The organism is Paenibacillus eucommiae (assembly GCF_017874215.1).
Lineage (GTDB): Bacteria > Bacillota > Bacilli > Paenibacillales > NBRC-103111 > Paenibacillus_AI > Paenibacillus_AI eucommiae.
This window is the reverse complement of record NZ_JAGGLB010000020.1, coordinates 165,575-189,945: the sequence shown is the minus strand read 5'-3', so window position 1 is coordinate 189,945 and position 24,371 is coordinate 165,575. Positions and strand designations below refer to the sequence as shown.

19 protein-coding genes are annotated in these 24,371 nt (G+C 45.0%); 17 read left to right on the top strand and 2 right to left on the bottom strand.

All coding sequences use genetic code 11. The features are described from left to right. Positions 1-8: 8 nt before the first annotated feature. From J2Z66_RS43885 to J2Z66_RS25835, 5 genes are all read left to right on the top strand, one after another. Positions 9-1,739: a sensor histidine kinase gene (locus J2Z66_RS43885; RefSeq protein ID WP_209975624.1), complete on the top strand. Its 1,731-nt coding sequence runs from the start codon at positions 9-11 to the stop codon at positions 1,737-1,739. Positions 1,740-1,741: 2 nt separating this feature from the next. Next, positions 1,742-3,400, top strand: coding sequence for a response regulator transcription factor (locus J2Z66_RS25850; RefSeq protein WP_209975623.1), 1,659 nt, complete (start codon positions 1,742-1,744; stop codon positions 3,398-3,400). Between the two features lie 164 nt (positions 3,401-3,564). Further along, positions 3,565-5,250, top strand: a complete 1,686-nt coding sequence (locus J2Z66_RS25845; RefSeq protein WP_209975622.1) for a type 2 periplasmic-binding domain-containing protein — start codon at positions 3,565-3,567, stop codon at positions 5,248-5,250. Positions 5,251-5,480: 230 nt separating this feature from the next. After that, positions 5,481-6,374, top strand: a complete 894-nt coding sequence (locus J2Z66_RS25840) for an ABC transporter permease (protein WP_209975621.1) — start codon at positions 5,481-5,483, stop codon at positions 6,372-6,374. 20 nt (positions 6,375-6,394) lie between these two features. Continuing rightward, positions 6,395-7,273 (top strand): carbohydrate ABC transporter permease, encoded by an 879-nt coding sequence (locus J2Z66_RS25835; protein WP_209975620.1) that lies wholly within the window; start codon positions 6,395-6,397, stop codon positions 7,271-7,273. Here J2Z66_RS25835 and J2Z66_RS25830 read toward each other — a convergent pair. Then, positions 7,270-8,097, bottom strand: coding sequence for an AraC family transcriptional regulator (locus J2Z66_RS25830; protein WP_209975619.1), 828 nt, complete (start codon positions 8,095-8,097; stop codon positions 7,270-7,272). The genes J2Z66_RS25835 and J2Z66_RS25830 overlap by 4 nt on opposite strands. A 197-nt stretch (positions 8,098-8,294) precedes the next feature. Between J2Z66_RS25830 and J2Z66_RS25825 the strand changes: the two genes are divergently transcribed. The 12 genes from J2Z66_RS25825 (at position 8,295) to J2Z66_RS25770 (ending at position 21,289) form a co-directional block, all read left to right on the top strand. Further along, complete coding sequence (locus J2Z66_RS25825) at positions 8,295-9,383, top strand: FG-GAP repeat domain-containing protein (RefSeq protein ID WP_209975618.1); 1,089 nt, start codon at positions 8,295-8,297, stop codon at positions 9,381-9,383. A gap of 7 nt (positions 9,384-9,390) precedes the next feature. Continuing rightward, positions 9,391-10,443: a Gfo/Idh/MocA family protein gene (locus J2Z66_RS25820; protein ID WP_209975617.1), complete on the top strand. Its 1,053-nt coding sequence runs from the start codon at positions 9,391-9,393 to the stop codon at positions 10,441-10,443. Positions 10,444-10,729: 286 nt separating this feature from the next. Continuing rightward, entirely contained in the window at positions 10,730-11,173 is a 444-nt protein-coding gene (locus tag J2Z66_RS25815; protein WP_376774478.1) for an acetyltransferase, read from the top strand. A gap of 1,002 nt (positions 11,174-12,175) precedes the next feature. Beyond that, the gene (locus J2Z66_RS25810; protein ID WP_209975615.1) at positions 12,176-13,021 is read left to right on the top strand and encodes a BtpA/SgcQ family protein; all 846 of its coding nucleotides are present in this window, start codon (positions 12,176-12,178) and stop codon (positions 13,019-13,021) included. Positions 13,022-13,140: 119 nt separating this feature from the next. Further along, positions 13,141-13,872 carry a GntR family transcriptional regulator gene (locus J2Z66_RS25805; RefSeq protein WP_209975614.1) on the top strand — a complete coding sequence of 244 codons (732 nt, stop codon included), beginning with the start codon at positions 13,141-13,143 and terminating at the stop codon, positions 13,870-13,872. Positions 13,873-13,889: 17 nt separating this feature from the next. Beyond that, entirely contained in the window at positions 13,890-14,831 is a 942-nt protein-coding gene (gene rbsK, locus J2Z66_RS25800) for a ribokinase (RefSeq protein ID WP_209975613.1), read from the top strand. Between the two features lie 139 nt (positions 14,832-14,970). After that, positions 14,971-15,930: a substrate-binding domain-containing protein gene (locus J2Z66_RS25795; protein WP_209975612.1), complete on the top strand. Its 960-nt coding sequence runs from the start codon at positions 14,971-14,973 to the stop codon at positions 15,928-15,930. A gap of 222 nt (positions 15,931-16,152) precedes the next feature. Next, positions 16,153-17,655 carry a sugar ABC transporter ATP-binding protein gene (locus J2Z66_RS25790; protein WP_209975611.1) on the top strand — a complete coding sequence of 501 codons (1,503 nt, stop codon included), beginning with the start codon at positions 16,153-16,155 and terminating at the stop codon, positions 17,653-17,655. Next, positions 17,648-18,613 carry an ABC transporter permease gene (locus J2Z66_RS25785; protein WP_209975610.1) on the top strand — a complete coding sequence of 322 codons (966 nt, stop codon included), beginning with the start codon at positions 17,648-17,650 and terminating at the stop codon, positions 18,611-18,613. Before J2Z66_RS25790 ends, J2Z66_RS25785 begins: the two co-directional genes overlap by 8 nt. Before the next feature lie 294 nt (positions 18,614-18,907). Then, complete coding sequence (locus J2Z66_RS25780; protein WP_209975609.1) at positions 18,908-19,450, top strand: hypothetical protein; 543 nt, start codon at positions 18,908-18,910, stop codon at positions 19,448-19,450. 200 nt (positions 19,451-19,650) lie between these two features. Continuing rightward, positions 19,651-20,634 carry a Gfo/Idh/MocA family protein gene (locus tag J2Z66_RS25775; RefSeq protein ID WP_209975608.1) on the top strand — a complete coding sequence of 328 codons (984 nt, stop codon included), beginning with the start codon at positions 19,651-19,653 and terminating at the stop codon, positions 20,632-20,634. Between the two features lie 70 nt (positions 20,635-20,704). Further along, on the top strand, positions 20,705-21,289 hold the full coding sequence (locus J2Z66_RS25770; protein WP_209975607.1) for an AAA family ATPase: 585 nt from the start codon (positions 20,705-20,707) through the stop codon (positions 21,287-21,289). A gap of 591 nt (positions 21,290-21,880) precedes the next feature. Here J2Z66_RS25770 and J2Z66_RS25765 read toward each other — a convergent pair. Beyond that, entirely contained in the window at positions 21,881-24,169 is a 2,289-nt protein-coding gene (locus J2Z66_RS25765) for a heavy metal translocating P-type ATPase (RefSeq protein WP_209975606.1), read from the bottom strand. Positions 24,170-24,371 lie beyond the last annotated feature (202 nt).

Sequence of the window (24,371 nt, the reverse complement as noted above, 5' to 3'; positions counted from 1 at the left end):
GAATGAATGTGCGCAGCCCATCAGACAAACAGCCTAAGTTGACTATTTTTTATAAACTGGTGGGTACGCTTCTCTTTATTACAATTCCTATTTATGTGATAAGCCTAGTAATGAATCAGCGCGCTGCAGACATCGTCCGCAATGAAATTTCAAATTCCATGGAGCAAAAGACGGACTATGCCTTGAATTCTATTGAAACGGAAATTGAAAGAATTGTAGGTCTGCAGCGGGCTTTTATTAACGATCCTGATCTGAACGATTTGAGCATCCGGTCTCAGTCGCTGAATGATTATGAGAAAACGAAAGCGTTTAACGATTTATCGTATAAGATCGCGATGCTGGCCAGCTCCAGCAAGTTTATTAAAGAAGCTTTTGTGATCATGCCCAACATCAACAAAAGACTTTCCTCCATGTCAGCCGTAGAGCTGATGGACGAGAATGAATATGAGGCGTTGAAAATGGTAAGCGAATCCCCACTACACTCGGTGTATGTGGACGGGAGATTGCTGCTGCCAATTGGTTTTCCCAATACGACCCGTACGCAATTTGTGCTGGTGATCGAGCTGTCTATGATAGATTTAGGGCGCGAGGTCCATTTTTTTCAATCCTATCCGAACAGTGCGACGTATTTAGTCGATCATTATAATCAGCAGACGCTTTATAAAAATGTGCCAGGGATCGATCTGGAGTCGATCATAAATCCGTATATGTCCAAGCAGCAGCGGCTTATTATCGAAGGCAGCCCTTACCTTATTTTCCAAAAAACCTCCGACCTGCTGCAGTGGGGATTAATGATGATCCTCCCTGAGAACGATGTGCTTTATCCGGTCTATTCGTTTCAGAAATGGTACTGGTATTTAACCCTGTTCGCCATCATTATCGTCTTCGCCTCCTCCTATATGATATACAGGCTGATTCACACTCCGTTAAAAAAAATGGTATCCGCTTTTAAAAAGGTAGAGCTCGGCTCCTTGGAAGTAACGATTGAACGAAAAGAAAATGACGAGTTCCAGTACCTGTATATGCAGTTTAATAAAACGGTAAGGCATCTCAAGCAGCTTATTCAGCAAGTGTATGAAAAGACGATTTACAGCCAGCAGGCCGAGCTTAAGCAGCTGCAGTCGCAGATTAACCCGCATTTTTTTTATAACAGCCTTTATATTTTATATATGATGGCCCATGCGGAAGATACAGAGGGTACCAAGAAGTTGTCCAAATATTTGGGCGACTATTTCAAGTTTATCACGTACAACAAGTCCGACATGGTCGATCTTGCGCTTGAGCTTGAGCATGCCAAAACCTATGCTTCGATTCAACAGCTGAGATTCGGCAGCCGGATCAGCTGCGAATTTATCGTGGAAGGAGACTTGTCCGCTTGGGTCGTACCGCGGCTGATCATCCAGCCTATTTTGGAAAACGCCTTCGTTCATGGCCTTGAGAACACAGAAAGCGATGGTGAAGTGAGCGTTAAGCTGGCTTGCGATTCAGCTCAATTGACGGTCTCTATTACAGATAATGGGAGGGGGATGCAGGCCGGGCAGCTGGAAGAGCTGAACACCGGGCTGTCATCCAACAGGGCGGAAGGCGACATTCATGGCATTTATAATGTACACCGCAGGTTGAGGCTGCTGTACGGTAGCGGCTGCGGGGTACGGCTAACGGGGAATGATACCGGTGGAGTGACGGTTACTATGCATCTTAGTAAAGCAGCATCACCCGGATTGATCGAAGGAGGATAACGATGAACACCATTTTGATCGTCGACGACGAGCCGATTATTGTCCAGGGGCTGTGCAGCATGCTCAGCGAGATGGAGCATGAGCTGGTTGTTTGGAAGGCCTACAGCGCGAAAGAGGCGCTGGAAATTATGGAGCACAGCCGGATCGATATTCTGATGACCGATATTAGAATGCCAGGCATGACGGGCCTGGAGCTTGCGGAAATTGTGCGTAAGCAATGGCGCCGCTGTACGATTGTATTTTTGTCGGGCTATTCCGATTATGAATATTTGCATTTTGCGCTGCGCCAGGGGAGCTATGACTATTTGCTGAAGCCCGCGGATATTGAAGTGATTACGGTTGTGGTGCGGCGCGCGTTGAATGATATGGAGCAGGACATAGATAATAGTGAGATTCTGGAGAAGGCGAAGCTGCAGTACAAGGAAGCGCTGCCGCTGCTGCGCAAAGATTTCTTTGTGAAGCTGATCGAGGGCGGCTTTGACGAAGCTGAGGCTGCGCATTTGCAGGAACAGCTGGATTTCTTGGAGCTGCCCCTTCGGGTTGATGGCGATGTATTACTGATGATGGGAAGGATTGACCGCTGGCCGGAGCATTTTTCCCCGAATGACCGCATTTTGCTGGAATATGCCGTTTCTAATATTGCCCAGGAATATTTAACGCCTGTCTGCAAGCTGTTTTCAACGAAGCATGAGCGTTATATTGTTTGGATCATTCAAGCTAGCGGGTCTGACGGAGATGGAGCTCTGTATGGAAGCAGCAAGCTTCATTGGTATATCGGTGAGATGCTGGAGAAGGTGCAGCAATCGGTCAGACATGTGCTGAATCTGTCCATCTCGCTTATTTTGTCGCAGCCTGTTAAAGCGTGGTCGAAGCTGCAGCAAGAGTATCACCTGATGTATGACGTGCTTCAGCGGGGCATTGGATTGGAGGATGAAATTGTAATTGACGACCGAGCGGAACAAGCGCCCTCTCATCCTGAGCTGCTTAACGAGAATGCGCTGGTAGAGCGCAGCATCAATCAGCTGAAGGCGCAGCTCGAAGCCAGGGATTTGGATGGCTTTGCCAAGCAATTGCGCGCGCTGTTCAGTGTGGTGCAGAAATCTGTTTTTGTGAGCTTTACGCAGCAGATGGAAGTTTTCTGCGCTATGTCTGCGATGTTCCTGACCTATCTGAACAAGTGGAAATTAATCGGCGCCTTGGAGAGGCAAATGGATTTAACGCTCCTCTGCAATTATCAGGCTCATGCGAACTGGGACGATCTGCTGACCTATTACAGTAAGCTTTCCCAGTTTATATTTGAACAAATGGAGCTGGAGCGTACCGATTTGAAAACCAAAATCATCGATAAAATCGATCAGCATATCCTTACGCACCTTGATGGGGATCTGTCCCTGCACCAGCTTGCCAAGCAGGTTCATTTGAGCTCTTACTATTTGTCCAGACTGTACAATAAGATCAGTGGCTGTTCGCTCGCCGAGCGGATTATCCAGATCAAAATCGCCAAAGCCAAGGAAATGCTGTCCTCAGTAAACTCAGGCGACATTAAAATTCAAGATGTGGCGGGGGTGCTAGGATTTGACAATATGTCCTATTTTAGCAAATATTTCAAAAAGCATGTTGGGGTTACACCAGTGGATTTCAAAGAAGCAAGCAGAAAATAACAGAGTAGGACAAGCCAAGAGTCTTCAGACTTCAGTTTTCAGATGAACGAAAAGACAGCAATGGAATGCTAAAATGACAACGCTTTTTTATTGTTTGAGGCATCTCCAAAACCTATAATTAGGATTGTCAGAAAATGAAAAATAGGATTGCGAGGGGGATTTACATGAAACATGGAGCAAGGTCAAGGAGCTTGAAAAAAGCGGTGATGCTGGTTGTCTTATCCACATTGGTGCTGTTAGCTGCATGCAGCAGTGGGGACAAGAAAGTGAATGAACAGCCTGGAGCGAGCGAGAAGCCGGTCACGACGGTAAAACCAGCAGCAATTTCCCCGGAAGGCAAGTTTGACCCGCCTATTGAAATTACGACAGGAAGATCGACAGAGGGCATGAAATTTGAAGAGGGCAGGTCGATTGACAATAACCAATACTACGATGCGTATTTGGCGCAATTGGGTATCGGAGTTAAAAACGCCTGGGTCGTCAGTAATCTCGAAGGGTATATCAATAAAATGAATGTGGCCGTCGCCTCGGGTGAAATTCCGGAATTGGCTGTCGTAAGCGGAGCACAGTTGAAAAGATTGGTAGAGGCTGACATGATCGAAGACCTGAGTGCGGCCTATGAGCAGTATGCCAGTGAAAATACGAAGGCTATGATGACAGCAGACGGTGGTAATGCAATGAGGGCATCCACCTATGGCGGCAAGCTGTATGCGCTGCCTATTACGAGCAGCTCGGTTGACAGCGCAGGCGTGCTCTGGATCAGAGAAGATTGGTTGAAGAAGCTTAACCTGACACCTCCAGAGACTATGGAAGATGTGGTGAAAATAGCCAAGGCGTTTGTAGACAGCGACCCTTCCGGGAAAACGATTGGCATCGGCATGTCGAAGGAATTAAATTATATGGGTTCACCTAACATAGGCAACTTGCTGAACGGATTCCATGCTTTTCCCGGCTCTTGGGTGAAAGACAGCAGTGGCAAGCTTGTATACGGCAGCACGCTTCCCGAGATGAAACCTGGTTTGGCCAAGCTGGCCGAAATGTTCAAAAATGGCTTGATGGATAAGGAATTCGGCGTCAAGGATCTTAGCAAAGTGTTTGAAACCATGTCAGCGGGTAAATTAGGGTTGTTTTTTGGAGATATGGCCGCTCCCTTATATGCGAATAATGGCTCCAAGAAAAATGATCCCAACGCAGAATGGAAGGCTTACCCGATTCCTTCTATCGATGGGGCTCCCATCAAGGTTCAGGTAGGCGGATTATCCGACCAATATCACGTGATTAAAAAAGGCTATGCGCATCCGCAAGCTTTGGTTCTATTGATGAATTTCTGGATCGAAAAAAATTGGTACAATCCTGAGCCAGGATTATCACGCAATGTAGACACGGGAATTCTATATTATCCATATGCGATTGTTACGGCATCCCCTGCAGAGAAGAATCTGAATGACCATCGTGCCATTGCGGCCGCTCTAGCTAGTGGAGACGATTCGAAATTAGATACGGATCAAAAATTTTACTACGGTAAAATTAAAAAGTGGCAGGAAAAGAAAGATGATGTGGCCGATTGGGGTTATGACCGGGTTTTCGGATCAGGCAATTCAAGCCTGGAAATTATAGATAACTATACAAAAAGTGACATGTTGAATATGACCGCATTTCTAGGCGGCTCAACACCTGCAATGGTAGAAAAAATGGCAAGCCTTGAAAAGATGGAAAAGGTGATGATAACCAAAATTATTTTGGGGACAGCAGGTCTTGAGGAATTCGATAAGTTTGTATCGGACTGGTATAAGCAAGGCGGGGAGCAAATCACCAAGGAAGTCAATGAATGGGCTGACGCTGTGAAATAAATGTGAAATAAAATGGTGATCCAACCGCTGAATGATTCATTTGCTAATGCTTCTTGAACGATGAAAGTGTGTAGAGGAAAGGGGCAGACGGGCAAACAGGTGGAAAAAGCGATAGCGTCCACATGTAAAGGTTTGCTCCTACCGCTGCACGGATTGATTTAAGGAACACTCACATCAAAGGACGCTGCAAACGTCTATGCCATATTTTGCAAAGAAGTGGAGTGGAACGAATGAAAGTATGGAAACGACAGCTGCCGCTTCACATCATGATGATACCAGCTATAATTTTTGTTTTTTTATTCAGCTATGTGCCCATGTCAGGTGTGGTGATTGCTTTTCAGAAGTTTGTACCTAATCGGGGTTGGTTCGGATCGGAATGGGTCGGATTGGACAATTTTGTGTACATGCTGAATATGCCCGAAATTTTCCAGGTCGTATATAACACGGTGTTTATTGCTGTTATGAAAATTATACTAGGGCTCATCGTACCGATTACAGCTGCACTCCTATTGAACGAAATGAGAACGAAATGGATCAAGCAATCTGTACAAACGTTAATCTATCTCCCGCATTTTTTATCTTGGGTTATTCTAGGTGGCGTTCTGATCGATATTTTGTCCATTCAAGACGGTATTGTGAACAATATGCTTGGTGCTTTGGGGATTAATCCTGTGTTCTTTTTGGGCGACTATAAATGGTTTCCTTTTACTCTTGTCATTTCGGATACTTGGAAGGAATTTGGATTTGCCACGATTATTTATTTGGCTGCCTTGACGGGTATCGATCCTGCTTTGTATGAATCCGCATATGTGGATGGAGCTAATCGCTGGAAGCAAACGATCTATATCACCTTGCCAGGCATGGCGCCGATTATTATTATGCTGGCCGTGCTGAGCTTGGGGAACGTACTGAATGCCGGATTTGAACAGGTGTTTATTTTGTATAGTCCGCAGGTGTATCAATCGGGAGATATTATCGATACTTTGGTGTACCGGATCGGGTTTATGGATGCGCAGTACAGTGTTTCAACAGCTGTTGGGCTGTTCAAGTCGGTCATTAGTTTTTTTCTGATTGTTACCTCCTACGGGTTGGCTTATAAGTATGCAAATTATCGAATTTTTTAGTTAAGGCGGGTGTTTTGCGTATGATCGAATCCAACTCTTATTCTCGAAAACTATTTGTATGGGTTAACTATATATGTATGATTTGTGTGGGTATTATGTGTATTTTGCCCTTTGTGCAAACCTGGGCTGTCTCACTAAGCGATTCTGCTGCAGTGGATGCGAACGCTGTGAAATTATGGCCAGTTGGCTTTAATACAGATGCATATACTTTTATTTTAAAGGATTCCGCCTTTGTTACAGCATTTGCAGTGTCTATCAAAAGGCTGCTCCTCGGGACGGCAATCAGTATGGTACTAACCATTCTAACGGCTTATCCGTTGTCCAAGGAACCGGAGCATTTCCGCTTGCGCCTGATGTATGTCTGGTATCTTGTGATTACGATGTTAATTGGCGGCGGGCTTGTACCCACGTATATGGCGATTAGAACTTATGGTTTACTAGACAGTATGTGGGCTTTGGTGCTGCCTGGTGCAGTTGCGGTATTTCATATTGTGTTATTGCTTAACTTTTTCCGGGGGTTGCCCAAGGCTCTGGAGGAAGCTGCCTTTATCGACGGAGCGGGGCATATTACTATATTGGCACGAATTTATTTGCCGCTGTCCTTGCCTGCGTTAGCGACGATTACTTTATTTACGATGGTGGGCCATTGGAACAGTTGGTTCGACGGTCTGCTGTATATGGATCGGACGGAGCATTACCCGTTGCAAACCTATTTGCAGACGATCGTGGTGAAGCCGGATCTCTCGCAATTGACCAATCTGACCACGATTGCCGATGTTACAGAAAGAAGCGTGAAGACTGCACAAATATTCCTTGGCATGCTGCCGATTCTGGTCGTATACCCGTTCTTGCAGCGGTATTTTATTAAAGGCATTGTGCTTGGTAGTGTGAAAGGCTAATTCCGCTCCTGCTCCTTACGAAACTGGCTGGGACTTTTCAAGGCAAAGCTTTTGAACCAAGATGAAAAATAAGGCTTAGACCCTAAATGAAGCTCATCGCTGATTTCTGCGATGGCTTTATTTGTTTGGAGCAATTCCCGGCAGGCCCATAAATATCGTTCATGCTGAATAAATTCGTGGATGGTGGAGTGCATCGATTTAGAGAATACTCTGGACAGTTGTCTGGAGCTTATGTGACAAGCGGCTGCGATTTCCTCAATTGCAGGATTTGCGAGCTTATGATTATGAATATAGAGAAGGGCTTTCTCTACAATTTGCTGTGAAGACGTATACACCGAAGGGATTTGGGAGGAGGTGCTGGCTGAATCACCAAGCTCCCTTGCTCTTTGCAGCTCGATCTGTGGCGAAATGATGCTCCAAATTAACTCGATCAGCCGTATTTGAACATGAAACAAATTCAAAGCCCCAACATGCTCCTGCAGCTGGCGAATCGTTAGCAATTCATTGTGAATCAGCGGAAACGGTGCGTAAATGCGCGGCAAATCCTTGTGCAAGCCAGAGATGGAAAAAGGGATAAAGAAAATTTCCATGGGGTCGCTCAAATCGGAAAATTGTTCATGAACTTCCCCTGGCGGAGCCATATAAACCACATTGCGATAAAACTCCGCCTGACCTTCTTTAAGTTTGTTAATCCCTTTTCCTCTCGTAATAAAGTGCATCTCGTATTGCTGATGGGAATGTGGCGCTATATACCAGCCCGGCTTTGGGGCTACATAACCAAGATGATTCACTTCAAGCTCAATTTGGTCAAAGGCTACTCGCATGTCTGAACACCTCCAGCTTAATCTGCTTAATGGTCTACCTAATCATACTACATCTCGGACGAATTAAGAGTCATTATGTCTGAAAAACGTAACAAGATGTCTGCTTTCTTTCTTATGTAAACCGTCTCTTTTCGCTATGATGAAGCTGTACTTACGATGATGTTCGTCGTTTATTATGCTCATGAGGAGGAAGCGGCTTGACAGTTCAATGGAAGAAAAGATTGATAGATCCTGCAAAGTTTGAAGCCTGCTCCGTGTTTGATGTAAATAATGATGGTCAGCTGGATATTGTTAGCGGTGAGTTCTGGTATGAGGGGCCGGATTTCACCAAAAAGCATAAAATTTGTGACATTCTTGCGATTCATGAGTATCATGACGATTTCTCCGATTACCCTCTGGATGTTGACGGGGACGGTTATCTGGACCTAATTACAGGTGCTTGGTGGGGGGGAACCCTGAAATGGCGCCGCAACCCGGGCGCAGCAGGCGGAGAGTGGGAAACGATCGATATTGATGAAATTGGAAGTATTGAGACGATACGTTTTATCGATATTGACGGCTGTGGTGTACCCGAAATTTTCCCTAACACGCCAGGAGCTGCGCAGATTTTTTATAAATTAGTAGTGGATGCAAACGGCCGTGGCACAGGCAAATTCGATAAGTTTGTTATTGGTGAGCAGCCAAGCGGGCATGGTCTGGGATTTGGCGATATCAGCGGAAATGGACGGATCGATGTAATTTTGAGCGGTGGCTGGCTGGAGCAGCCGGAGAATCCTTTTCAGACGCCTTGGGTATTTCATCCCGAATTTTCATTAGGCTTGGCTAGTGTGCCTATTGTTACGTTGGATATAACAGGAAACGGATTGACAGATTTAATTGTAGGGCAGGCCCATGATTATGGGCTCGATTGGTATGAGCAGCACGTAGATGCCGCAGGAAATCGCAGCTGGCTGAAGCATGAAATCGATCCGACCTGTTCCCAATACCATGATTTACAGCTGGTTGATATTGATCTTGATGGTGAATTGGAGCTAATAACCGGCAAACGCTACAGGGCACACAATGACGGCGATCCTGGTGCGTTCGATAACGTGGGTATTTATTATTTTAAAATAAAGGGTGGGCACTTCGAGAAGCATGTCATTGATTACGGACCTCCGGGTGAGGCTGCGGGCTGTGGCATCTACTTTTGGCTGCAGGACCTGAATGGGAATGGGTTGACGGATCTGGTGGCGCCAGGCAAGGATGGCTTGTATGTATTTGAAAATTTAGGAAATCAGGAGTGATACGAAGATGAGTAAAAAATTGAAAATAGGCTTTGTTGGAAGTGGTGGAATGGGGCAGATGGCGCATCTATCCAACTATTCGGTGTTGAAGGATGAATGTGAGATCGTTGCTTTGGCAGAGCCTCGTCCGCAATTGGCTGAGCTGGTTGCTGCCCGTTATGGAATTGAGCATGTGTATGCTGATCATGAAGAGCTTCTCAAGCATGAAGGACTTGATGCTATTGTTGCCGCCCAGCCCTATAAGAGACATAGTATCTTGATCCCGGATATTTTACGTGCAGGCATCCCGGTTTTTACCGAAAAACCGCTAACGTTATCCGTCGATGCCGGTGAGAAATTGGCAAGCCTGGGTGAAGAATTGGGCGTGCTGCATATGGTTGGTTACCATAAACGGTCAGATCTGGCTATGGAATATGCGCAGAAGCTCGTTCAAGCGTGGAAGCAGTCAGGTGAGTTTGGAAAGCTAAACTACGTGCGCGTCACAATGCCTCCTGGCGATTGGATTTCGGGAGCGGATCAGCCCTTGGGTACGGATGAACCTATGATTCCATGCGAATGGGAGCCTCGTCCACAAGAATTTGATGAAGTGAACGGTAATAAATATGACATTTTCGTCAATTACTATATCCACCAGGTCAATGCCATTCGTTTTCTGCTGGGTGAAGGCTATAAGGTGACTTATGCAGATCGGTCCGGTATATTGCTTGCAGGAGAAAGCGCCAGCGGAGTTTGCGTTACATTAGAGATGGCCCCGTACAGCACAACTGTGGAGTGGCATGAAGGTATTCTGGTGGCATTCGAGCATGGCTTTATTAAAATAGAGCTGCCTGCTCCGCTCGTACGGCAAGTTGCTGGTAAGGTCACAGTTATGCGCGATAATGGCAAAGACGCACCTACTTATACGGAGCCTGTCATGCCTAGTATAGCTGCGATGCGTAATCAAGCCAGAAATTTTTTGGCAGCTGTCCGCGGGGAAAGACCTGCGCCTTGTGCAGCGATGGATGCTCTGGAGGATCTCAAAATTGCTAGAGATTATATTCGTATGATGGCTGCCTATTAAGAGTATGCGCCGCCGGATTCCGAGCTAGCTTTTCGCCAAGATGTCGAACAGTATTTTCAAATTTGTATGAAATAAACAATACTTGGTAAGGGGAGCCATGGGTTCCTCTTTTTGTGATGTTACTGGAAAGTAAAATCACTGTCCCTTTCCGTCAGGAACCAGACGCCTGCTGGCTGTCCGTTTCTGACTTGCTGTTGGGTGGGAATAGAGTTAATATATTTAATAATTCCAATCAAATGAAATCAAATGGAATCCTGGGATAGTGAGAGGAGTAATGAGTGTAAATATGAAGGAAATTGTTGCTTACCAAGAAAAAGCTCATGATCAATTAGTCGATATTTGGTATCAGGCTGTGCGCCATACGCACACTTTTTTGACGGAAGAGGATATTGAATTTTACAAGCAGCTGGTTCAAAATCAGGCGTTAAAAGCAGCTGAAGTCTGGATGGAGTTAAACGAGCATAAAGAACCGACCGGGTTTATTGGTCTTGATGGTGTAAATATTGAGATGTTGTTCGTTGACCCTAAGTATCACGGAAAGGGGATAGGCAGCCGCTTAATCCAATTTGCCGAAAAAATAAAAGGCAGTGAGCTCAAGGTTGATGTTAACGAGCAAAACGAGAAGGCTAGTGCCTTCTACAAACGATATGGCTTTGTTCAGACAGGACGCTCGGAAGTAGATGGCTCAGGACGACCGTTTCCATTGTTGCATCTTGAACTTAGAAAGTAGGCCTATGCAAAAAGCGGCGGATGTCAGGGGGCGGGGGGGAGCGAGCAATGTTGTCAATTAGAAGGGCATGCCCACTCAGAAGCGGGAGCATGTAGGCGAAAAACCATACACAAAGTGCTTGCGAGCGGCCGAAGTGGCGGAATGTAGGTGAAAAACCATATACAATGTGCTTGGACGTGGCTGAAGCGGGAGAATGTAGGCGAAAAACCATACACAATGTGCTTGCACGTGGCTGAAGCGGGAGAATGCAGGTGAAAAACCATACACAATGTGCTTGGACGTGGCTGAAGCGGGAGAATGTAGGCGAAAACCATACACAATGTGCTTGGACGTGAATGAAGCGGTAGAATGTAGGCGAAAAACCATACACAATGTGCTTGGACTTGGCTGAAGCGGGAGAATGTAGGTGAAAAACCATACACAATGTGCTTGCACGGTCGAAGCGGCGGAGTGTAGGTGAAAAACCATACACAATGTGCTTGGACGTGGCTGAAGCGGCAGAATGTAGGCGAAAAACCATACACAATGTGCTTGGACGTGGCTGAAGCGGCAGAATGTAGGCGGAAAATCATACACAATGTGCTTGGACGTGGCTGAAGCGGCAGAATGTAGGCGAAAGACCGCACACATTTTGCCGGCTTAACCTGACAAAATTGGGGACGGAAGAGTGGCTGCTTATTAAAGTTGTTAAAGATTTTGTTAAAGATATGAGTGCTGAAATCGGCCTCAAAAAATTTTATTGACAATGTTAATAAAAGGTCATATATTTGTTATGACAACATGACATCATAAACTGTGTTGAGGGCGGGTGGTTCCAGATTGATACTAAATAATAAAGTTGTATCAAATTGCATTGATTGTTTTTAATTGTTTTTAATTATTTTTAATTATTTTTTAATTATCAAATTGAACTGCATCAAACTGCATTGTACATCAAAGTACCCTTGCCTGGCTGTCGTCTTTTGTAAATGGGCAACTATCACATCATTTCAGGAGGTTAATATGTCATCAACTATTTTTCCGGCAAAAAGTAATTCGGTATTGGATATTTTTAAAACAGATAAGGCGATCATAGGTATGGTTCATTTGAAAGCTCTTCCTGGTGCGCCACACTTTAAAGGTGGGAATCTGGATGCTATATATGATTTTGCGATGAATGATGTCCGCGCTTTGGAAGAAGGCGGTGTGGATGGGCTCATGATCGAGAATGCCGGTGATATTCCTTTCTGCAAACCGGAAGACATTGGGATGGAAACGGTCGCGGCAATGACTGCGTTAACAGAAAGAATTAAAAGAGAAACTAATCTGCCAATAGGCATCAACTGCCTTGCCAACGGTGTTCTGGTTGCTCTGGCTGTTGCCAAAGCTAATGATCTGCCTTTCGTTAGAGTGAATCAATGGGTGAACGCTTATGTCGCCAATGAAGGTTTCATTGAAGGGGCTTCCGCGAAAGCGATGAGGTATCGTTCCAATATCAAAGGGGATAATATTAAGATATTTGCTGATGTTCATGTGAAGCATGGAAGTCATTCCATTGTTGCTGACCGCAGCTTGGCAGATCAAACAAGAGATGCGATTTTCTTTGACGCAGATGTGTTAATTGCCACAGGCAGCCGTACAGGTGATGAAACATCCACGGATGAAATTGAAGGCATTAAGAGCAACACGGATTTGCCTGTGATTGTTGGCAGCGGAATGACGCCAGGCAATGCCCAAAAAATCCTTTCCCATTGTAATGGATGTATTGTTGGCAGTTATGTAAAAAAAGACGGCTTATGGTGGAACCAGGTAGAGGCTGCCCGTGTGAAGGAGCTTATGGACGTTGTTCTTCAGCTGCGTGGGGAGTAAGGCTCGGAGGCCAAGTAATAAAATTGTCATTGACGAGGGACGCTGCTGGCATTACAATTTGTTATGATAACATAACATAGTGCAGCACTACGTTTGGAATAAGAAAGGTAGGTCCTTCCATGGCAAAAGTGAATAGAGAGAATCGCCTCCCGTTATATGTTCAGTTAAAAGAGGTTATTATAGAAAAAATTGATAATAAAGAATGGCTTCCAGGGGATGCCATACCAACTGAGATGGAATTACAAAAAATCTACAAGGTCAGCAGAATTACGGTGAGACAAGCGTTGGGAGAACTCGTTTCCAGCGGAATTTTAACCCGGGCACAGGGCGTAGGCACTTTTGTTGCTAGTCCCAAGCTGGAACCGATCAGGCCCGATTTGACCGGGTTTACTCAGGATATGAATGAGAAAGGGCATCAGGTCAGTTCACTCATTCTGCATCATACAGCAGTAAAGGCCAGCGAGAAGCTGCAAAGAATATTTCATATTCAGCCTACAGCTGAGGTTATGAAATTGGAACGTATTCGGCTCGTTGATGGTTTGCCGATCGGACTCCACAGGACTTTTTTAAATACGTCGATTACGCCGCAGGTAGAGCTGGACAAGTATGATTTTACCACTGATTCTCTATATACGGCGCTGGCGGCAGAAGGTGTTCATCTTGGAGGAGCCGAGGAGAGCGTAGAGGCAAGTTTGGCCGATGATTCGCAAGCTTCTGTACTCCATATTTCTACGGGTGCTCCAGTATTATTATTAACCAGATTAACCAAGTTGAAAGATGGAACACCTTATGAATACACACAAATGGTCTACAGGGCAGACAAGTACAAATACACAATTAAGCTAAGCTAGAAAGAGGGCAGCCCCCAATGAAAAATGAAATAGAAATCGTTGTTTTTGGGACCCTTAACATGGATTTTGTAACCTATGTGGATCATCTTCCGGGCGTTGGAGAAACTATTGCAGCATCAACCTTCAGTCTGGATCCAGGCGGCAAAGCGGCAAATCAGGCAGTGGCCGCTTCTCGTCTAGGCTGCAGGGTCGCCATGGTTGGCCGGATCGGAGATGATCACCTGGGCAGTAAGCTGAAGGAGCAGCTTGAGCGGAATCAGGTGAATCATGACCATGTTCGCTATACACCCGAGTCAGATACGGGCATGGCCGTAATTTCTGTGGATAAGGACGGCCAGAACACCATTGTTACTTTTGTGGGTGCAAACGCTTTTCTCAGCAAGCAGGACATAGATGATGTGGAGCCGATGTTGAAGCAAGCCAAATTCGCCATTATGCAGATGGAAATGAAGCAAGAGGTAGGAGAGTACCTGATTCAAAAGGCTCATCAATTAGGTGTAGAGCTGGTATTGAACCTGGCACCGGTAGTATCGATCCAACCTGAAGTCCTGCAGTTAGTTGATCTTCTTATCGTCAATGAAACGGAAGCTTCCCAGATGACTGGAATAGAAGTGAATGCTGCTAATTTCTCCGAACATGCTGCACAAGCTTTATTCGATAAGGGGATTAAACATGTAATTGTTACTTTAGGTGCTAAAGGGGCTGTTTTGAAAACAGCAGATTCGATGGTGCACTATGCTTCACCGCAAGTAAATGCGATTGATTCAACGGCTGCTGGTGATTGCTTTGTTGCTGCGACTACAAGTTTTTGGTGTAAAGATGGAAGCCTGGTCACTGCTGTTCAGAAAGCTGTTGAAGCAGCAAGCTTATCTGTAACTAGAAGGGGTGCCCAATCCTCGTTGCCGACACTGGATGAATATATTGAATTTAATCAGAGCCTGGGCCTTGTTCAAAACTAACCTCAGAAGCAACCTGAAAAGTGATCTAAAAAGTAACCTCAAAAGCAATCTCAAAAGCAATATGTGGAAGCTTGGGCGATCATTGCCTATTAAGAAAGCGCTATCATTTTAGTAGATAATTTTTAAGGGGGAAAGAAATATGCCAGGTAAACTTTTAAAAACAGGCTGTATCGGTATATTGATGTGTGCTTTGCTCTTGACTGCTTGCGGAAAAAACGGCTCCTCTGACAATCAGACGACCAGTGGTAGTGACAAACAAATAACCGTGGGTGTAGCTATGCCTACCTTAAGGCACCAGTTCTACATCGATATGAATACAGGCATTGAGAAAGCTGCCAAAGAAAACGGCATAAAGCTTCTGACCAATGATCCCAATCTGGAAATTAACAAGCAAGTTGCCGGCATTGAGGATTTTATTGAGAAAAAGGTTGACGCGATGATTGTTATCGGCACGGATAGCCAAGCTATAGTTCCCGCTCTCGAAGAAGCCAAAGCCAAAGGAATACCGATCATTACTGCGGATTTGGTTATTAACTCGGATAAAATCGATACGTTCATCGGAACCGAAAATTACAAGGCCGGAGTGGAATTAGGCAATTATCTCAAAAAAGAGATTGAGTCCAGTGGGCAGCCAGCCAAAATTGGCGTCATCACACGTGTTCAATCCATGATACAGCAAGAACGTCTGCGTGGGTTTAAAGAAGCTCTGAAGGATGTAAAAGGAGTGACTATTCTTAATGAACAGCCCGGCTACCAGAGGGAAGACTCCTTAAATGTGGTGGAAAATATGATTCAGGCTAACCCGGACCTTAAATATGTGTATGCTACGGCTGAAGGCAGTGTTTTGGGCGCATTGGCTGCATTGCAATCAACAAAAAATGAAAAGATAAAGATTGTAGGCTTTGATGTCACCAAGGAAGCAGCAGATGGCATCAAAAGCGGAATGATTCTGGGCATGATTCAGCAGCAGCCGACATTGATCGGTGAATCCGCGGTTAAAGCCGTGAATGATATCTTAAGCGGTAAAGCCGTTGATAAGCAAATTGATACACCGGTAATTCTTATGGACAAAGCGAATGTGGGCGAATATTTCAAGTAAGAAGAAGTGCCTTGCGGCGTCTTTTGAGGAACGTGTTCGTGATGTGGGTGCTTGGGGGAGGAAAGGGATGTGGGCTCCAGCCGCTGTTAAAGATTTGTTCCCTTAAATGAAATGGATGTTGTGGTTGGAACAAATCTTTAAATGCGGACGCTACCGCTCTTCCTCCCACACCCCTTTGCAGTAAAGCTTAGTAAAAAACTACAAGAAAAAGGGGGAAATCCCTTGATTCAGCCCATTTTAGAATTGAAACAGATAGAAAAGAAATTTAATGGAGTTCCGGCTTTATCCAAGGTTTCTCTTACGATGATGCCTGGCAGCATCCAAGCTATCGTTGGGGAGAACGGGGCTGGGAAATCCACGCTAATAAAAATTTTGACAGGGGCGTACTCCAAAGACGGCGGCGAGATTTATTTTGACGGAAAAGTAAGTGGGCATATGGACCCAAAACTCTCCAAAAGCTTAGGCATTCATTGTATTTATCAGGAATTAACGGTGGCGAATCATTTAACGGTAGCTGAAAACATCTTTTTGGGCAACCAGCCGAAAACCAAATGGGGTTTGATAGACTGGAATAGGATGTTTAAGGAAGCTGCGAGTATTCTGCAATCGCTTAATATTGATCTGGATCCGAAAAAAATCGTAAAAAGCATCAGCATTTCCCAAAAACAGATGGTCGAGATAGCCAGAGCTGTTTCACAGCAAGCCCGGGTTTTAATTATGGATGAGCCTACTTCTTCTTTATCGGAAAGAGAAACAGAGATTTTGCTTAGTTTGGTCACGGATTTAAAGAACCGCGGTGTGAGTATCCTGTATATTTCTCATCGTATGGAAGAGATTTTTCGGATTACCGATACGATTACGGTCCTGCGGGACGGTCAGCTCGTTAAAACGTTGAAAACAGCGGAGATTGCAGATACGAATCATCTGGTTGAATTGATGGTTAACCGGAAGGTAACGGATTATTTTAATAAAGTTAATGTGCCTATAGGGGAAACGATTTTGGAAGTGCGCAATCTAAACAAAAAAAATGTGTTGAACAACATCAATTTTGCGTTGAGAAAAGGAGAAATTTTAGGAATCGCGGGCTTAGTCGGATCTGGAAGAACGGAAATTGCCAAAGCATTATTTGGTTTATTGAAAATAGATGAGGGACAGTTCTATATCGACGGGGAGCTGCTGAAGATTCGTAAGCCTCGTGACGCCATTAGACTGGGGATTGGATTTGTAACGGAGAATCGGAAAGAAACCGGTTTAGTCCTGAAGATGAATGTACGGGAAAATGTGACGCTGGCGAATTTGAAAGCATTTGAACAAAAGTTTCTGGTTAATAAAAAGAAGGAAAGAGATGTCGTCCAGGATTATAAGAAAAAGCTGAGAATTAAAGTGTCCAACATCGAGCAAAAAATATCCGATTTAAGCGGCGGGAACCAGCAGAAAGCCATTCTGGCCAGATGGATATTACAAAAACCGAAGATTCTCATTTTGGATGAGCCGTGCCGGGGCGTGGATGTCGGGGCAAAAGCGGAAATCTTTGCTGAAATTAGCCAATTGGCTGAGCAGGGTGTGGGAATCATTATGATTTCGTCAGAAATTCCCGAGATAGTAGGGATGTGCGACCGGGCCATTGTCATGTGTGAAGGCAAAATAGGCGATGTCTTGGAAGCTGATCACATTACGCCAGAAAATATACTCAGATTAGCTTTTGGGGGCGGTTTACATGAATAATAATCCGATATCAAAAAGCTTGACCCATTATATACTTGATAAAGGCAGTGCGGTTTTAGGATTAGTTTTGCTTTTCATCGTTATGTCCATCTTATCCGCTGATTTCTTGTCGCTGGACAATATTCTAAATGTGTTTAGACAATCGGCTGTGCTTATGATTATGGCTGTGGCTATGACGTTTATTATCATTACGGGCGGTATCGACTTAAGCGTTGGTTCGCAGGTGGCCGTTAGCGGGGTCGTTGTTGCCGGTATGATTTCAGCGGGAATTCCGATGCCACTAGCGGTATTGCTGACGATCGTCATTGGCGGCATCATCGGATTATGCACGGGTGCTGCTATTTCTTTTCAACGTATTCCTCCGTTTATTATGACACTGGCCATGACGACGATTTTATCAGGAATAGCATTTGCCTATACGAAAGGAACACCTATTGTGATCAGCAGCCCTGATTTTAGTTTTTTGGGGCGCGGATATTTAGGTGTCATCCCCATCCCGATATGTATAGCTATTATAGTTGTTATTATTGGTTATATATTGTTAACCCATACACGCTTTGGCAGGTTCGTATATGCGATTGGGGATAACGAAGAGACAGCCCGATTATGCGGGATTAACGTTCCCTATGCGAAAATTGGTGTTTATGTTTTTGGGGGTATGGTGACCGCGCTTGGCGGGATTCTTTTAGCTTCCCGGCTCTCGGCAGGGACTCCCAATTCAGGGACGGGCTCCGAGCTGGACGCTATTGCCGCAGTTGTGCTGGGGGGAACGAGTCTTTTTGGCGGAGAAGGTAAAATTATGGGCACCGTGGTGGGCGTTTGCATCATATCCTTTTTGAACAATGGCCTGAATTTACTCAATGTTACATCCTATAATCAAATGCTGATCAAGGGATTCGTTATTCTTCTTGCTGTATGGATAAGCACTTTGAAAGCTAGAAAAGGTTTGGCACATTAATGAATGGAGCGTGTGCTTCACTTAACGATGTTTTTCATCGTTAAAGTAAGTGTTTCAAGTCAAGCAGCCACGTTAATGATGAATTTCATCGCTAAAAGAGGACGGATGGCCTCTGTGGGCGGTAAAAAAGGATTTTAACGATGTTTTCATCGTTAAAGCATCAGGTTCTCAACTGCGCGCGCTCTTCATCCCCAGCGCCCGAGCCGCTAGGAAATCTCCTTAATCCCATAAAATATTTGAAAAAACCTCCCAGTTATTGTATGATTTATGAAAACGAAAAGGGAGATTATGGTTATGGGTTTGAGGAAAAGGCATTATTTATTGTTCTTATTAGTTTTTATTTTATTGATTGCCGGTTGTGGCGGAAAAGAGAAAACAGATGAAGAAAAATTAGCAGAAGTTATACAAGAGCATCTTGGAAACGTCGCGTCGACTCCCTCGAATGAAGAACCGACCGTAGAAGGAACACTTAGGGAGATAAACAAATTTCTAACTTCGGACATCTGGAATGAAGGTTTCGTAAATATAAGTTGGTATGTTAAGCAAGGAACAGGCAGTACCGGTGAAACGCTGGATATTGATTTCACAATAGAAAGACTTGGGAAAACCATGGTTAAAAAGAAGGAGTACGACGATTACATCAATGGATTAAATGAAGAATATGATGGAATTAAACAAGTGTGGACCAAGCTTTCCGGTGAAATTGACCGCTTGTATGCTCAAATCCAAGCAAATCCTCCGGTTGCAAAGGACGATAACTATGATTTTGATACTGGTTTGTATCAACAATACAAAGATGCATTTAGTGACGATGTCAAAGCACTTCAAAAGAGATAAATTAATTTTAAACAAAAAGCATCCTCTACCCGGGTGTTTTTTTTGTTTTGAGCATCCTTGGATTCCTCTCTTTTTTTAATTGGCAAGTCATTGCAAGTTCATCGAGATGTTGTTCAGGTAGAACATTGTCACAGCCAGGGGAATCTTATAAGATGAGAGGAGACGAAAAATTCAAGCTGTAAGAATGTGAGGAATCAGAAATGATACGCTTTGGCATTATTGGCACGAACCAGATTACTGAACAATTTATTCAAGCCGGGCAGCAGTTGGAGGATTTTAAGCTGGAGGCTGTCTACTCAAGGACTGAAGAGCGTGCGCAAGCATTTGCTTCCAAGTATGGGGCAAGTGCTATTTATACAGATTTGGAAACGATGGCGCAGAGCGATAAGATCGATGCCGTTTACATAGCCAGTCCAAACTCCTATCATTCAGAGCAGGCTGTACGCTGTATGAAGCACGGGAAGCATGTGCTGTGTGAGAAGCCGATTGCTTCCAATGTGAAGGAGCTGCAGCAGATGATCGCCGCCGCCCAGGAGCATGGCGTTGTGCTTATGGAGGCGATGAAATCCACGCTGATGCCCAACTTTCAGGCTGTTCAGGACAATTTGCATAAGCTGGGTAAAATACGGAAATATTTTGCGAGCTACTGTCAATATTCTTCACGTTATGATGCCTACAAGGCGGGAAATGTGATGAATGCTTTCATGCCTGCTTTTTCTAATGGGGGCTTGATGGATCTTGGTGTATATTGCCTGTATCCGATGGTCGTATTGTTTGGGAAGCCCGACGGTGTCCAAGCGAATGCGGTGATGCTCGAATCCGGGGTTGATGGCGAAGGAAGCATGATTGCCCGGTATGGAGAGATGGAAGGAGTCATTATGTATTCCAAAATCACGCCTTCATCGCTGCCTTCCGAAATTCAGGGAGAAGCTGGCTATATGGTCATAGATAAAATAAGCCAACCTCACAGCGTGCAGATTCATTACCGGGATGGTAGCGTTGAGGATCTGACTAGACCGCAAGTTAATGAGACCATGATGTATGAGACAAGAGCTTTTATCGACTTAATCAAAAGTGGAAAGCAGCAGTCGGAAGTAAATACCTTTGCAAACTCGCTGACGGTGATGGAGCTGATGGATGAGGCTCGCAAGCAAATTGGATTGGTTTATCCGGCTGATTTATAGTTCGCTTAAGTTTGCATAAGTTCGCTTATAGTCTTTTATAATCGCACTTCCATGGTTGGAGGTCTTAATAATGATCATATGGATTAATGGCTCCTTTGGTGCGGGAAAAACACAAACCTCGTATGAGCTGAATCGAAGAATAAAGCATAGCTTTGTATTTGACCCGGAAAGGTTTGGCTTCCGTATCCAGAAAGATCTGCCTAAGGGAATACGAAAAGATGACTTTCAGGACTACTCCATCTGGAGGACGTATATTGCGGAAACCTTGCGGTATCTGGATGCAAATTATGAGGGCGTCGTTATCGTGCCCATGACACTGATCAAGAAGGAATATTTTTACGAGATTATCACTGCACTGCAAAAAGAACAGATCCCCATCAAACATTTTTCTTTACTGGCTTCTGAAGAGACGATACAGCGGAGACTGCGCAAACGTGGGGACGGTCCGGGCTCGTGGAACGCTAAGCAGGTGGCCAAGTGCGTGGCAGCGCTAAGCGATCCATTATTTGAAACACATATTCAAACCGAGAGCAAGCCGATTGCAGCGGTGGCGGAGGAGATTGGGCAAATTGCTGGCATTCCGCTTACCGGAAGGCACTCCAAGCTTTCTCAAATGATGTATCAGATCATGATTCAAATCAAGCATATTAGATGAGGATTGCCGAGCTTACCCAAGTTTTCTGATGGTATAAAAAAAGGACCTGGCCACATTCAAAATGAGGCGGGTCCTTTTTTTATCACGCGGTGCAGCGTTACTGTGCTAAATTGGGAGATATCACCCCTCATTCACCAAGGGAATCAGAAAGGAAGCGTAGATGGTTCCTATTGCCATGATTCCTTCCCCTCAGGAAGCAACTTCTGCTGGCAGTTCGCCTTCTGCCGAAATGAGCGTGTGCTCCATTTAACGATGTTTTTCATCGTTAAAACAAGTGTTTCAGGTCAATCGGTCACGTTAATGATGAATTTCATCGTTAAAAGAGGACGGATGGCCTCATGGGGTGGTTAAAAGGGATTTTAACGATGTTTTTCATCGTTAAAGTAAGGAAGTGGAAAGGACCTGGTGCTTTTAACGATGAAAAACATCGTTAAAGTAGCAGGTCCTTCTCAACTGCGCGCATTCCTCAGTCCCAGCGTCTCGTCCGCGGGGGAATTTCCTACATTCAAAAGAAAAACCTAGGCTGACTTCGATTTGAGCTTGCTGTTCGTGAATTCGTGCGATTGAAGCTGAAGAGGGGAGGGATATGGTTCACTTCTTAGCTTTCTGAATCAACACAGTAAGGCTGACAAGTGTTACAAATATAGTAGCGCCCATGTCGGACAAAATGGCTATCCATAGGGTCAGCCATCCGGGGATGGTCAGCAGCAGGGCAATCAGCTTCAAGCCGAGCGATACGATGATATTGAACCGGATAACCCGGTTCACCTGCTTGGCAACCGCTACGGCTTCAGGCAGCTTGCCGAGGTGATCCTGCATCAGCACAATGTCCGCTGTTTCAATGGCGCTATCGGTGCCTTTGCCCATCGCGATGCCAAGCTGGGCGGTGGCTAGTGCAGGGGCATCATTGATGCCGTCTCCGATCATGGCTACCTTGCCGGTTAGGCTGAGCTCTTTAATCTTGTTCACTTTGTCTTCCGGAAGCAAGCCGCCGAAATAGCTTGAAACCCCGACCGCCGCGGCAACTTTCTCGGCTGTTTGTTGGTGGTCGCCAGTCAGCATGACTGTGCTACGGATACCCGCGCGATGCAAGGCGGCAATGACCTGCCTGCTTTCCTCACGGATTTCATCGGCGATGCCGAACATACCGAGAATACGCTGCGTATCTGCAACCAGGACGAGCGTTAAGCCTTCACTTTTGAGCTTATCGATTGTGGAGCGGACTTCTCCTTCGATGCTCAGATGCTCCATTGTTTTCTCATTGCCGAGCCAGTAGGTTTCCCCATCCACCTTGGCAACAATCCCACGCCCAGTGACAGTTTGAATGTCTTCTGCTTCTGCTAACTCTATCCCTCTTGCAGTAATTTCTTTCATGACGGCTTTGGCAAGGGGGTGAGAGGATGATTTCTCAACTGCACCGACTACCCGGTAAAAACGCTCCTCGTCATAAACAACCGTTTGTTCGACATGCGGCTCTCCCTTGGTGAGTGTACCGGTTTTATCGAAGGCCAGGGTGTCTATTTTCCCCAGCTGCTCCAGGAATACGCCGCCTTTGACCAGGATGCCATTGCGGGCATTTCGTGTGATTCCGGCTACTATGGCGATAGGTGAAGACAAAATCAGCGCACAAGGACATCCAACAATAAGAACGGCTAGGCCCTGATACAGCCATTTGCTCCAATCTCCACCTAATAGCAGGGGCGGAATGAGAATGACGAATGCTGAGACGATCATAATAAGCGGTGTATAGTATTTGGCGAACTTGTTAATGAAAAGCTCAGTTGGCGTTTTGGTTTCTTGCGCTTCTTGAACCAAATGAAGAATCTTGGCAAGCGAAGAATCGTTATAGGCTTTCTCGATCCGGATTCGCAGTACACCTTCGTTGTTAATGCTTCCGCCAAAAACGGATTCTCCGGTTTCCTTTTCTACAGGTAATGATTCCCCGGTGATCGCTGCTTCATTTACTGAGCTTTTGCCTTCTGTAACGATACCGTCTGATGGAATTTTTTGACCTGACTTCACGAGTACGATATCTCCAGCCTGGAGAGCTGCAATGGGAACGACGGTTTCGACTCCATTGTCGATTCTAATCGCTTCTTTGGGGGCAACTTGCAGCAGGGTTTCCATGGAACGGCGGGCTTTATCCATCCCCAGACCTTCCAGCAGCTCATTAAGCCCGAAAAGTACGGCTACGAGTGTCGCTTCTTTCCATTCACCGATAGCGATGGCACCAATTAAGGCGATTGACATCAATGTATCGATGTTAAATTTTAAACGAAACAGATTTTTTACGCCGCGAATAAAAGTAGTGTATCCACTGATTACTGTGGCAAACAAGTACATGCCGATGATGACAGATTCATTTAACTGTCCTGCGAGTAATAGTGCAGCAACATAGATGGCACCTGAAAAAATTAATAGCTTTAGCATACGAGAGTTGGAGCCGGAATGGGAATGATCGTGTCCATGTTCATCGTGCTGATCACTATGTTCGTCACCGTGCTCATGCTCATGTTCATGTCCATGACTGTGATCATGCCCAGGAGGAGCATGACTGTGCTCGTGACCATTGTGTCCATCCTCATGATGATGGTCCGGATGTTCATTATGCTGGCTATGATCGTTGCCATGGGAGTGCTGTTGAGCCTGTGCCGGCTTTTTAATCCGTTTGGGCAGAGCGCTCGGCTGTTTGTCAATATACGCGCCTTCTGATTTGAGAATATGTTCTACCTTAGATAAGTTTATTTGGGGATCAACGAGCAATCTGCCGGAGTTAAAGCTTAGCTTTGTGGTGTCACCATGCTCTAATTGTTGAATTTCTTGCTCAAGCATCTGTGCGCAGTGTCCGCAGGATAAACCTTTAACACGGTATTCATTCATTATAAAAACCTTCTTTCGATATTATACATGAATACATGCTCATATAATATGCCGTATTGCTTGTTTTGTCAAACCCATTTTTGTTTTTTTGCCGCCTGTTTATGGCTTGTAAGTCCTTATTTAAACCCGCAAAATACTAGGAACTGTAACATAATATTCATTGATGAGCAGGTGTTCATATGTTATATTTAGAAAATAAACA

What these genes read in the sequence shown, in the direction of transcription:
- J2Z66_RS25775 (WP_209975608.1), top strand. Translation starts at nt 19,651, where the DNA reads ATGATACGCTTTGGCATTATTGGCACGAACCAGATTACTGAACAATTT.
- J2Z66_RS25810 (WP_209975615.1), top strand. Translation starts at nt 12,176, where the DNA reads ATGTCATCAACTATTTTTCCGGCAAAAAGTAATTCGGTATTGGATATT.
- J2Z66_RS25815 (WP_376774478.1), top strand. Translation starts at nt 10,730, where the DNA reads ATGAAGGAAATTGTTGCTTACCAAGAAAAAGCTCATGATCAATTAGTC.
- J2Z66_RS25845 (WP_209975622.1), top strand. Translation starts at nt 3,565, where the DNA reads ATGAAACATGGAGCAAGGTCAAGGAGCTTGAAAAAAGCGGTGATGCTG.
- J2Z66_RS25850 (WP_209975623.1), top strand. Translation starts at nt 1,742, where the DNA reads ATGAACACCATTTTGATCGTCGACGACGAGCCGATTATTGTCCAGGGG.
- J2Z66_RS25780 (WP_209975609.1), top strand. Translation starts at nt 18,908, where the DNA reads ATGGGTTTGAGGAAAAGGCATTATTTATTGTTCTTATTAGTTTTTATT.
- J2Z66_RS25820 (WP_209975617.1), top strand. Translation starts at nt 9,391, where the DNA reads ATGAGTAAAAAATTGAAAATAGGCTTTGTTGGAAGTGGTGGAATGGGG.
- J2Z66_RS25795 (WP_209975612.1), top strand. Translation starts at nt 14,971, where the DNA reads ATGCCAGGTAAACTTTTAAAAACAGGCTGTATCGGTATATTGATGTGT.
- J2Z66_RS25830 (WP_209975619.1), bottom strand. Translation starts at nt 8,097, where the DNA reads ATGCGAGTAGCCTTTGACCAAATTGAGCTTGAAGTGAATCATCTTGGT.
- J2Z66_RS25765 (WP_209975606.1), bottom strand. Translation starts at nt 24,169, where the DNA reads ATGAATGAATACCGTGTTAAAGGTTTATCCTGCGGACACTGCGCACAG.
- J2Z66_RS25835 (WP_209975620.1), top strand. Translation starts at nt 6,395, where the DNA reads ATGATCGAATCCAACTCTTATTCTCGAAAACTATTTGTATGGGTTAAC.
- J2Z66_RS25785 (WP_209975610.1), top strand. Translation starts at nt 17,648, where the DNA reads ATGAATAATAATCCGATATCAAAAAGCTTGACCCATTATATACTTGAT.
- J2Z66_RS25770 (WP_209975607.1), top strand. Translation starts at nt 20,705, where the DNA reads ATGATCATATGGATTAATGGCTCCTTTGGTGCGGGAAAAACACAAACC.
- rbsK (WP_209975613.1), top strand. Translation starts at nt 13,890, where the DNA reads ATGAAAAATGAAATAGAAATCGTTGTTTTTGGGACCCTTAACATGGAT.
- J2Z66_RS25840 (WP_209975621.1), top strand. Translation starts at nt 5,481, where the DNA reads ATGAAAGTATGGAAACGACAGCTGCCGCTTCACATCATGATGATACCA.
- J2Z66_RS25805 (WP_209975614.1), top strand. Translation starts at nt 13,141, where the DNA reads ATGGCAAAAGTGAATAGAGAGAATCGCCTCCCGTTATATGTTCAGTTA.